Annotated in this window: 5 protein-coding genes and 5 pseudogenes; 4 read left to right on the forward strand and 6 right to left on the reverse strand. The window is 65.2% G+C overall.

The window, feature by feature from the left end; genetic code table 11:
- Nucleotides 1-312: helix-turn-helix domain-containing protein (locus ACZ68P_RS35780; protein WP_471013530.1), on the reverse strand; the 312-nt coding region annotated here is incomplete at its 3' end.
- Nucleotides 313-511: 199 nt separating this feature from the next.
- Between ACZ68P_RS35780 and ACZ68P_RS35785 the strand changes: the two are divergent.
- The 4 genes and pseudogenes from ACZ68P_RS35785 (at nucleotide 512) to ACZ68P_RS35800 (ending at nucleotide 3472) form a co-directional block, all read left to right on the forward strand.
- Nucleotides 512-1283 (forward strand): annotated as a pseudogene (locus tag ACZ68P_RS35785) (transposase family protein).
- Between the two features lie 189 nt (nucleotides 1284-1472).
- Nucleotides 1473-1664 (forward strand): annotated as a pseudogene (locus ACZ68P_RS35790) (LexA family protein); the annotation flags it as partial.
- 135 nt (nucleotides 1665-1799) lie between these two features.
- Nucleotides 1800-2312: a hypothetical protein gene (locus tag ACZ68P_RS35795; RefSeq protein WP_471013532.1), complete on the forward strand. Its 513-nt coding sequence runs from the start codon at nucleotides 1800-1802 to the stop codon at nucleotides 2310-2312.
- A gap of 767 nt (nucleotides 2313-3079) precedes the next feature.
- On the forward strand, nucleotides 3080-3472 hold the full coding sequence (locus ACZ68P_RS35800) for a hypothetical protein (RefSeq protein WP_471013534.1): 393 nt from the start codon (nucleotides 3080-3082) through the stop codon (nucleotides 3470-3472).
- 73 nt (nucleotides 3473-3545) lie between these two features.
- Here ACZ68P_RS35800 and ACZ68P_RS35805 read toward each other — a convergent pair.
- The 5 genes and pseudogenes from ACZ68P_RS35805 to ACZ68P_RS35825 form a co-directional block, all read right to left on the reverse strand.
- Nucleotides 3546-3809 (reverse strand): annotated as a pseudogene (locus tag ACZ68P_RS35805) (transposase); the annotation flags it as partial.
- Between the two features lie 65 nt (nucleotides 3810-3874).
- A complete protein-coding gene (locus ACZ68P_RS35810; RefSeq protein ID WP_471013536.1) occupies nucleotides 3875-5209 on the reverse strand; it encodes a hypothetical protein in 1335 nt (444 codons plus the stop codon).
- Nucleotides 5210-5401: 192 nt separating this feature from the next.
- Nucleotides 5402-5927: pseudogene (locus tag ACZ68P_RS35815) on the reverse strand (transposase family protein); the annotation flags it as partial.
- Between the two features lie 1033 nt (nucleotides 5928-6960).
- Nucleotides 6961-7980, reverse strand: coding sequence for a Gfo/Idh/MocA family protein (locus ACZ68P_RS35820; protein ID WP_471013538.1), 1020 nt, complete (start codon nucleotides 7978-7980; stop codon nucleotides 6961-6963).
- A gap of 726 nt (nucleotides 7981-8706) precedes the next feature.
- A pseudogene (locus tag ACZ68P_RS35825) lies at nucleotides 8707-8863 on the reverse strand (IS5/IS1182 family transposase); the annotation flags it as partial.

Below are 8863 nucleotides of genomic sequence, written 5' to 3' on the forward strand. Positions count from 1 at the left end.
CTCGGCGATGGTGCCGTCCACCAGGACGTACTCGGGACGTGCCCGGCGCAGGGCCTGTGTCAGGGACGGTGCCTTCGAGGCGAGAAGTCCGATCAACCTCTGTACATAGGCATGGGCTGTGCCCTCGCTGATACGGAAGCCCGCGGCGAGCTTCGCATAGGTGGTGTGCTCGCGCAGGTAGACCAGGGTGATGATCGCGCGTTGCGAGGGTCGCAGCTTGCACCGACGGTCACCCTCGCGGGTGACGATCAGCATCGTGACCCACTCTACGAGCGCGTGCGGCAGCTCGAGTGCGGCAGGATAGATGACCAACGAGGCCTCCGGTCGCGGCGGTTGGGACTTCAGACATCTCGAACCACTGCCCGAAGGCCTCGTCTGCTATCGACCTCTGGCCGTCACCCGATCGGTGACCACTCTGAAGACCCTTAGTGAGCTTCTTTCATCCTGTGTTGGAGGGTGAAATGAGCTGGTCAGTGGGTGTGGTGACGAGGCAGGGCCCCTCCTCGTTGGCGTGGTGATCTCACTCAACACGTTGGCGACCGAAGGGGCCCTGGTGGTTTCCGTATCCTGCCATGCTCGACGTCCCGCACGAGTTGGTCGAGCACGTTGCCTGGCTGCTCCACGAGCATCGCCAGGCCCGCAACACCCGCTGGCGCAAGCTCGGCTGCTTCAAACAGGCTCTGCTCACGCTGGTCCGTCTACGGAAGAGCGAGACGTTCTCGCAGCTCGGGGCGGGTTTCGGGATATCGCAGGCCCCCGCCTGGCGCTATGTCGACGAGACCTTGGACGTCCTGGCCGGCTGGGCACCCGGCCTCTACGAAGCACTCACCGGCCTCGGTGAAAGCGACCGCATCGCCGCCGACGAGCCGTATTACTCCATGAAGTACCGCAGGCACGGCATGAACGTACAGGTCATCGCCCGCCCCGACGGCGCACCGCTGTGGTTCTCGCGTGCGACACCCGGCCGCACTCATGACCTGACCGCGGCACGGGCTCACGGGATCGTGCAGGCCTGTCTGACCCGGCAGATCCTTGTCCTGGCGGACCGTGCCTACCAGGGCGCCGGCGCCACCATTCGCACCCCGTACAAGAACCACCGCGAACAACCCGAGCACTACCAGCAGTTCAACCGCGACCACGCCCGACTCAGAGCTCCCGGCGAACGCGCCTTCGCACAGCTCAAATCCTGGCGGATCCTTCGCCGAGCCCGATGCTCCACCCGACGCATCGGCACCATCGTCCAAGCCATCCACACCCTACTGACCTGCAACTATTCAGGATGAAAGAGGCTCACTGACAACCGGACCAGTTGAACGGGCGTCCGGGCCGTCGTGGACGGAGCGAAGCCGCTCAGGAGGGGGCGGGCCCAACGGGTCTGCCACGTTCGAGTCCGATCGCCTCGAAGGTTGACGTCGGTGAGCCACCACCGTTTGTTGATCACTTGCTGGACCTCGCGGGTCGATAGCCGCTGACTCCGGCGCACGGACACCGCCGATAACAGCGACATCGTCGCGGCCCTGCTGGACGGCGAAGTCACAGTCAAACGCCTGTGCCGCGAGAACGGCCGGGTCTGGCTCATCCCGCACAACACGGCCTATCAGCCGATCCCCGGCGACGGCGCAGTTATGCTCGGCAGGGTGGCCGCCGGCCAGCGCACGCTCTGACCAGAACGCCTCGCACCGCCGGCGGGCTTACCGCGAAACGGCGTATGCACCCAGCTCCCACACGAGCCAGCGGGAACGCCAGCCTCTCCCAGCACGACGACGGGACCCGACTTGACCCAGATGCCCGGAGCACGCGTGCCGGGACGGACCTGGACGGTCCGCCTCACCGGCCATGCCGATCACACCGTGTCCGTCACCTGCAGCACCGCCGCGTGCCGGATGCCGCCCCGCTCGAAGGACGCGGCAAGCATGCGGCGCTTCGCCGCGGAACACGCCAGAGCACACAGCCGCCTCGTCGGCGCCCGACCCAACGCCGCCTGCAGCTGTGGCAGCACGCAGTGCGCCCTCCACGAAACGCGCGTCCACTGCGCCGGCCCCAGCCTCTTGGTCCTCGTCCACAACCCGGCTGTCGGCCAGGTCTGGACCCTGGCCGAGATCTGTCAGACCTGCGCCCAGAGCATCCCGCACCTCACCATCCTGGCCACGGCCAAGACGCCCCTTCCCGCCCCCGCGGCCCCGGCCGTGGAGCAGCCGGCGCAGCCAGCTGCGGTGCCGGGCGGATTCTCCTCACCGGAAGCCGCTCCCGATCCATCACCAGGGCGCCGCCGCCCCCACCGCGCCTACCGGCAGCGCCGCTCAGGAGGTTGAGCTGAGCCTGGACGGGCCCGCCCGTCGATTCTTCGCAGCGCAGACGGACGCCCCGGACGTGCCTCACAAGGGCTCGGCATCAGGTTCGGGTCACGCCGTATCCGGTGTCGTTGAGAGCGGCCGTCCAGACGTCCCGGTTGAATCACTTGGTGATGTCCGGCTGCATTGGTGATGGCGGCCATCCGGGCCTGCCAGCCGGTGCCGGTGGATCGCTTGTCCTGGCAGCCGGTGCAGCCGTCCTCGTCGTGATGCAGCCGGTCATCAGGCGTTGACGGCGACCTTGATGATGACGCTGTACAGGTCCCCGCCGCACTCCTCCAGGGCATCGGGCCCACCCCCGACGATCAATGCGAGCTCTGGGTTGTCGACCGACGGCATCGGCGCACGCCCCACCTGGCCGGGCGCGCTGCTGTCCTCAGAAGCCTGCCACTGCTGGGCGATGCTGGCCTCGAGGCTGATCGGGTCGAATTCCCGCCAGGCGGAGCGCTCCTGTCCCCAGCCGCTCGGCGACGGTGCGGATGTTCTGCTTGATGGTGTCGGCGACTGTGCCTGAGCGGACGGTCACGCCCCGGTGGGCCAGCTAGGCCAGCGTGTCGTTCCTTGAACGCTCTGGTGACTCATGGGCGGCATCCTCGCGGCCATGGACGGCTACAAGAGCCGCGACCCGGAGCTGGCCATCGTCGACTCGGCGATCAAGGCGACGGTGGAGGGCGGCCTGGGCAAGCTGGGCGAGCGCCCGCAACCTCGCCGCGCGCCTGGATCGCGAGGTGAAGACGCGGTGGCAGCCGCAGGTCCGGGCGATGTGCGGGGCGCTGACTCCGACCAAGGTGATCAGCGCTCTCGACCTCGGCGCGATGGCGGTGAAGATCTTCCCGGCCGGTACTCACGGTCCGCGCTACATACGGGAGCTGCGCGCGCCCCTGCCCACCGCACCCCTCATCGCCGTCGGCGGCGTTGGGGCCGACAGCGCCGCCGCCTATCTCGCCGCCGGCGCGTGCGCCGTGGGCGTCGGCTCCCCGCTCCTGGCAGAGGCCGGCTTCGCCGACGGCGAGGGCGTTCAAAGTGCCCTCGCCGCCCGCGCCACCACGCTGCTCACGGCCGTGGGCGCGCCCGTGCCGGCCCCCGGCATCGCAGCGGCACCAGCCGACCGACACATATGACAGGAGCCGAACATGACCGGCGTACTCACGATCGGCGAGGCCATGGCCTCCCTGCGCACCCGCACATCGCCGCCTGCATCTTCCACGCGAGGCGGGCCCGCACGTGGGCCGGGTCCCACGGGCTGGAGGTGATGAAGTGTGCCAGGGCCTGCCGGTTCCCGTCCTCCCCGAGCCGGGCTGCCATCGGCTCGACGGACTTGCGTCCGCCGTCCGTTAGCAGCCCGCGCAGGTAGACCGCCCCCCACCGGCGCTGATCCGCCCGCGCGAACGGCTCGAACATCTCCGCCGCGAAATCCTCCAGATCACACCGGACCGCAGCCAACTCCTCAGGCATCACACCCGATCAACGGAACAACCGATCATCAGGACACGCCACCAACGACTGAACCTGACCAAGCCCTACTAGTCGTTGTATTTCACTGTGTTATAGAGGCCGTCTTCGGAGCCCGACTCTTCCGTTACCAGAAGTTTGGTGTCTTTACGACTGCCACGACTCGTCGGTTCTTCCCATTCGAAATCGTCATCTTTATTATTTTGAGGAAAATCATCGTTTATGGGTGGCTCTCCTGCGGCGAGGATTTCCGACCACCGTGATGCGGTTCTTTGTCGGACAGGCTTCCTTTCATTGAGGCGTATTTCAGCCTCCCCCCGCATTCCGCGCGACAGCTGTTCAGCTGTATTGACCTTCGGTTCCAATACATCGAAAACGATTTTCTTATCGCTCACCCATTTTTTGAAAATGGAGCGGATCTTATCCCGTTCAAAATTGGATTGAACTGCGATTTCTCCGGGGCCGAAGAATCCTCCATGCTTAAGCTTTACGCAACGCCCGGTCCCTACATGCACCAGCGCGTATTCGTTCAGCAATTCGAGGTAGCTGTCGAGGTCCCCGTCCACGGTCATGACGTACGCCCCTTCCTCACCGTAAGCGTTACGGAATACTATGAACGTTCTCCAGTCGTTTCCGGTCGCTGGTGCGAATTTGATGGCAGCGTTATTATTCTGTCGCAGCTCTTTCCAGAACTCCTGAATTTCATCTGGACTTTTTACGCCCACTCTTCTCTGCATACTGCGGCTTTCATTCGCAGCGATCTGCCGTCGTCGAGCTTTTGTGGCGTCGGCACGCCGTCTTGGATTTGCGCGACCGCGTTTTTCAACCGCTGACTGAACTCTCAACTGCACCTGATTATCGGTGTGGTCCGCTACTCCGGTTGCACGTTTCTGATTCTGCCGCTCTGTGGTGGTATCTTCGCGTCCATGCGTCGAAAACTTCTCGGTTTTTGATGTATGGTTTCTGCCATCCCCATCTAGCCACTCGTAGGCGTGAGAAGCCATCCAATCCGGCAGATGAGTGACAGATATTGAAATTGCTTCCTGTAGTCGAGTAAACGCCAGATGCTCCTCTTGTTTGTTGCGTGAGGGGGAATTTCGAATTTCCCCGAGGTTTCTGGCCGCTTCACAGATGTACTCCCTCAATGTGGGCGTCCGGTGGAACAGGTAGCTAATCAATGTTTCCGAATTTACCCATGCAGCTGGCAACGCTTCAAGCCAATGCCGAATTCCGAGGTTCGCTATCGAAGCGGTCACTTCCTTTTCGAAGGTCAAGTAATCCCAGCTGGAGACTTCTTCAAATTTGCAAACCTCATCGATTGCATAGGTTAGGCCATCGCTAAGGTCAGGAGAAATCGTGACCAGGTAACCCTTCCATGCTTCCTTAAATTCTGCAATTTCGTTCACGTTTTTACCCATCCGTTTACGGAGCTCTATAATCTTTTGCTCTTTCTATGAGAGGTCAATGTGGGGCGCGCGTCATGCCTGAATGGGCATTCTTTAGCGCAGACTGCACTGCCGTATTCGTCCTGGAGAAGGGCAGGTCAACAGCGAGGGCGGCTCGGGCGATCCCAAGTCGACGCGGTGGATGGGCGAGGTGTGTATGCGGGCGACGGCCTGGACCGAGTGGTGCAGGCCGTCGCCCCGCTGGCGGCAGTCCCGAAGAGTCTTGGTGCTTCATGCGGGCGAAAGCGTGCTCGACACGGGCCCGCACCCGCCGGTGCTCGGCGTTGCCCTCCTCCTCGCCCGGCAGCAGGGCTCGGCCGGGGCGTTACGGTGCGGGACGACGAGCCTGGTGTTGACGTAGGAACCACCGCCCAACACGGTCACGCCCTCGCAGACGGCCAGGCCCGATTCCCGCCAAGCCCTCGCGTCCGCGGTATTGCCCGGCACCGGCCGGGCCGCCGCAACCACGAGTTTCGTGTCGGCGTCGACGATGACCTCGTTCGCTTAGAACCGGTAGTTGCGTGTGGACGCGCCGGTCTTGCGGTCGCGACCGGGGTGAGCGTGCCGTCCACGATCCATAGCCGCTCGACTGCGTCGGCGGCCGGGCTGCCGGTGCGATCGCGAGCAACGGCCGCAGCCGCTGGATCTCCCGGCACACCCTCGCCGGCGAGCAGCTGAACGAACGAGCGCGCCAAGATCATCTCACTGTGCACTGCGGCCGGGGAGGACCGGCTAGGCCGACCGGCCGCCTGTGGAAGCGCCCTCCGCCCCTTCAAGCGAGGCGGCGGGTGCTTCCACCTCTGCGACCCCTCGATACCCGCCGCACATGCCGACCTGCCCGGTCGCAGGGCGCGCCGCGTTCAAGGGCTCCGAGGTGTATGAGGTCTGAACACCGCTGCTCCCGGGCCGGACTCCGGCCCGGGAGCAGCGCACCGGGGCGCCCGCAGCATCGGCCTGAGGCCGGCCGCCCCGCACACCCCGCACCCCGGTAGCCGAGATGAGGAGGAGGCAGGCATGGCAGCAAGCTTTGACCCTCGGCTCCCCGCAGTCGACCGTCTCCGGCTAAGGCTCCCGCATCCTGCACCCTGCCGTGGCCATGGGGATCGTGGACCGCTGGACGCTTGGGTGGTCCACCGACTCCTGATCGACACGGCGGACCTCATCGAACGATATCTCGCTCATGCGCCTCGGCGATGTCCTGCGGTGGAAGAAGCTGGGTCCTGTCTGACAAAAGATCTTGGATGGGTTCGCGGAGCCAGAGCAGCCGGGGGCCGTCTTCTGTGTTTCGGCGGCGTGCTTTGCATGACCGGCCGGGTGTCCCGGCACGTGTCGCTGCGAGCGCACGGGCCGCGCCCTTGCTTGAGGCGACGGTGCCGGAAAGGCCGTGATGCTTGTGTTTGCCCGGAGAGTGCGGGGTGTCGGCGGGATGTGGTCGTTCGAACAGGGGGCGGGGATCACGAACGCCTTGGGTCCGCGCGATGCGCATCATCTCGGCCAGGGAGGCCGCGAACGTGGCCGGCCGCCTGACGGCCACGCAGGCCAGCCGGCCGGACATCGAGGTATGCGCATGGACCGGTCCGACCGATGGCAGGTGGCCCAGGCGCATGAAGCTCCTGGGGGTTATGGGCGATCTTGGTTAGGAATCCGTCCGTCGGGAGTTTCGTGGTTCCGCGGGTCCGGCCAACACGCAGACAGCGCTATCGGGGGAATGCTCACTCGCCGGGATAGGTGACGCCGAGGTCGCGACGGATCGTGTCCAGGACGCGCATGATGTCGAGGGTTTCGCCGAGAGGCATGAGAGCGGATTCCATTTTCCCGGCGGCGATGCAGCGTGCGGCCTCTGCGGCTTCGTAGCACAGGCCGCCGTCGAGTTGCTCAGGGACGAAGCTGTCGAGAACCTCATCGTCCGGGCTGATCAGACGGACAGTCGTGGGACGGTGGAAACGACCGGCGATTTCCAGCCTTCCGCGGCTGCCAGAAATTGACGCCGTCGTGGGGGTGCGGGCGAAGAGCGTCGTGTTCAACACGCCGTGCGCCCCAGACTCGTTCCTGACGATGACGGAGGTCTGCCCATCGACACCGGTGGAGGTCTTCGTTCCTATGGCTGTGATCGACGTAAAGGGTCCCAGCACCATGGAGGCAAACGAGACCGGATAAATGCCGAGATCGAGGAGTGCTCCCCCGGCCAGTTCGAGGTCGAACAGACGGTGGGCCGGGTCGGGCTCCGCGGGCAGGCCCATGTCCGCAGTGACGGTCTGCACCTCGCCGAGCAGCCCGGATTCCAGGACCTGCCGCACGACATCAATGTGGGGCAGGAAGCGCGTCCACATGGCCTCCATGAGGAACACTCCCCGCTCGCGTGCCGCGGTGATCAACCGCTCGGCCTCACGGGCGTTACGGGTGAATGCCTTCTCTACCAGCACATGACGGCCCGCAGTGATGGCCTGCATGGCGAGGTCGAAGTGCTTGGAGTGCGGAGACGCCACGTACACGATGTCGACGTCATGGTCGTCAAGTACTTCGGCGTAGCTTCCGTACGCCGACGGGATCCCGAATCGGTCCGCGAACACCCGCGCCCGCTCGGCGTCGCGCGATCCGACCGCCACTACGCGCTGCTGGGTATGGCTCTGCAATGCCTCGACGAAGCGTTCCGCGATTACGCCGGGGGCGAGTACTCCCCATCTCAGCGCAGGCGCTTCACGGGGGCAAGACGTCCGCGGAGGGGGCAGCACGAGGCGTGGTTCCTCAGGGTGTGCGGCGGACTGCGAGGTCTGACTCACGGTGCTCCTGGTTTCTCTAGATCTCGGGGCCACGCAGGAAGGCGCGTACTAAGTCCGCGAAGGGGCGATGCACGCCGCAGGAGGCCGAGCAAGCAACGAAGTAGCGGCCGGCGCGGTCCCGGCAAGCGTACGGGTCCGCTTCGGAGGCGTCAGGTCTGTCCGGATGGCGTAGCGGGAGCGCTATGCCGCCCTTTCGAGCACGTGATGCGACCCTTTTGCCTGTCCGGAAGACCGTTCGGAAATCAGCAGGAGCGGAACCGGGTGCAGTAGGACTTTTCGTAGCGGGAGGGAAGCGGCCCTCGCACCGCTCGTCCGGGACTGGCGTGGTCGGCGGTACGGGAGAAGCGGAGAGGCGGTCACCTGCATGTGGGGGTCAGCCCTCGGTCAACGCGCCACCCGCGGTGGTGGTGGGAGGGGGAGAGCCGGTCTCCGTCAGGCTGGTGTCCGTGATGACCTGCCGGGTGTACTCGTGGTTGACCAGCCGCATTTCCGCCTCGAAACCGGCCGCGTCCGGGGTGCACCGCCCCGGCGTCGGGCAGTGAGCTTCTTCAGAACGGCTCCGATCGGGTGACGGCTGCGTCTCGCGACGTCGACTGCTGCCGCAGCTCAGAAGCCAGTCAACCGAGAAGAGCCGTCCACCCCCTGGTGTGACCGCTGAAGAAGCTCAGTGAGCCTTTTTCATCCTGAATAGTTGCAGGTCAGGAGCGTGTGGACGGCTTGGACGATGGTGCCGATGCGGTGGGTGGAGCATCGGGCTCGGTGGAGGATGCGCCAGGACTTCAGCTGGGCGAAGGCGCGTTCCCCAGGAGCTCTCAGGCGGGCGTGGTCGCGGTTG

The organism is Streptomyces sp. NPDC036822 (assembly GCF_055609145.1).